The 1,852-nt window shown below is 34.4% G+C and carries 4 protein-coding genes; 3 read left to right on the top strand and 1 reads right to left on the bottom strand.

What is annotated here, in order from left to right; translation table 11 throughout:
- On the bottom strand, nt 1-204 hold a 204-nt coding region (locus tag PVV68_RS10280), incomplete at its 3' end, for a hypothetical protein (RefSeq protein WP_273783027.1).
- A 111-nt stretch (nt 205-315) separates the two neighbouring features.
- Here PVV68_RS10280 and PVV68_RS10275 point away from each other — a divergent pair.
- From PVV68_RS10275 to PVV68_RS10265, 3 genes are all read left to right on the top strand, one after another.
- Nucleotides 316-645 (top strand): XRE family transcriptional regulator, encoded by a 330-nt coding sequence (locus PVV68_RS10275; RefSeq protein WP_273721787.1) that lies wholly within the window; start codon nt 316-318, stop codon nt 643-645.
- A 266-nt stretch (nt 646-911) separates the two neighbouring features.
- Nucleotides 912-1,322 (top strand): hypothetical protein, encoded by a 411-nt coding sequence (locus PVV68_RS10270; RefSeq protein ID WP_273721788.1) that lies wholly within the window; start codon nt 912-914, stop codon nt 1,320-1,322.
- Nucleotides 1,323-1,357: 35 nt separating this feature from the next.
- Nucleotides 1,358-1,786: an antA/AntB antirepressor family protein gene (locus PVV68_RS10265; protein ID WP_273783025.1), complete on the top strand. Its 429-nt coding sequence runs from the start codon at nt 1,358-1,360 to the stop codon at nt 1,784-1,786.
- Nucleotides 1,787-1,852 lie beyond the last annotated feature (66 nt).

Below are 1,852 nucleotides of genomic sequence, written 5' to 3'. Positions count from 1 at the left end.
CATTAATCTTTGCAAGCGTTCTGGATAAAAAAAATCTTCTGGACGTAAATCTATCCCATGCTCACGCGCATAGGTTAATAGTTTTTGCTGGTGTTTTGCTGGTATAAAATCACGCCATCTAGAAATAGACGAAATATCTCTTTCAACGATGCCTGCTACAGTTTTTAAGCCACCTAAATACTTTATAATCAGTCTCGAAAGCATATTTATCTCCATAACGCCACAATAGATAATTGCGTTTTATGCACAAGTCAACGCAATTATGCTTTTTTATCATTTTTGCATAAAAATATATTTTCAAGGATTATATGAATCATGGGAAAAGATATTCAGTCTCAACTTAAGCTATGGATTAAAGAGCGACTTAAAGAACGGGGGCATGGTGCACAAACAGCATTAGCATCCCATCTGAAACTGCATCCATCGGCAGTGAACCGTATGCTTCGCATTTATCAAAATGGGAAAACCCGTGATATAACCATAGATGAATTGATAAAAATTTCTGAATTCTTCAACGAGCCACCACCCAGTTTTTACAAAGAAGCAGATTTGAATTTCGTAAAAATATGCGCTTCTCTTGAACCAGCTGATAAAGAAGCGGTACTCGATTTCCTTGAATTATTAAAAAAGATAAAAACAAGATAGGTTATTATTGATTGCTTTTTTTCATTAAGCATCAAAGAAAAATCTTCCATTCCTTTACCTATATCACCCATAACATCTCCTAAATTGTGGATAGCGCATAAATTAGCTATATATTTTAAATTTATTTTTTGCATTTTATGCAATTTTTTAATTGACATGTGCATAAAATACAATTACAAAACCACCATACCCCGAAAAAAAATCCCTATGTCAAGGCGTTTTTTTCAAAATGTGTTTAAATATTTTGATAATAAATGGAGACCGTTATGAAAAAACCAGTTTTCATAAATTCTGATGAAATTCTTTTAGTCATGTGCGAAAATGAAGCGCAAAATCTTGCACAAGCGGGTCCGTTTTATGAAGAAAAAGACATTATCGACTTTATTAATGAAGCCGATAATGCACTTCAAATCTTCCGCGTTGAACCAGCAACTAATCGATGTGAAGATATCTCTGAAGATATCGCTCAATGCTACCTTAAAGAATGTGAGGAGCAGTGTTTTAACGGCGTTATACCGCATGACTTTGTAAAACACAGCACGGCATACAGTTTTTTTTTAGATGAAATCAAATTGCGTGAATATGAAGACAAACTCTACGGGTCTTATGAAGAACAAAACCGCTTGCGTCTTTGTGACGTCATTCCAAACTACCCCTCTTACATAGGGCGCTTTTAAAGGCGCCCCATTCTCCCATCAAAATGAGGTTTGTAATGAAAAGTTTTATCCCTATTCAAAATACTATAATTAAACAGCAAACCATTCAAACCGTTAGCGCTCGTGACTTGCATGCATTTTTAGAGGTCAAAGCCGAGTTTAGAAAATGGATAGTAAACTGTATTAAAGATTTTGCTTTTCGAGAAGATATTGATTTTATCACATCTACCAAAAAATTACCATCACGGGGTTGTCCTTCTAAAGATTATGCCCTCACTTTAAATGCTGCTAAACACATTGCCATTTGTGAACCTAGTCTCAAAGGTAAACAAGTGCGTCAATATTTTTTGGACTGTGAAAAAAAAGCAAAAGCAACAATCGATTATTCAAAACCAGAAACATTAGAAGAAATCTTAAGACATCTCAAACAACAAATTAAGCACAATGAAAATGTTATCACAACGGATGGAGTGAAGCATGTATAATCTTATGACAGTAGAAGAAAGAAATTTTAATAACCAAACTATTCCGACCATGTCTAGTCGTGAAAT

This window comes from Bartonella sp. ML69XJBT (genome assembly GCF_028618515.1).
Lineage (GTDB): Bacteria > Pseudomonadota > Alphaproteobacteria > Rhizobiales > Rhizobiaceae > Bartonella.
This window is presented reverse-complemented; position numbering and strand designations above follow the sequence as displayed.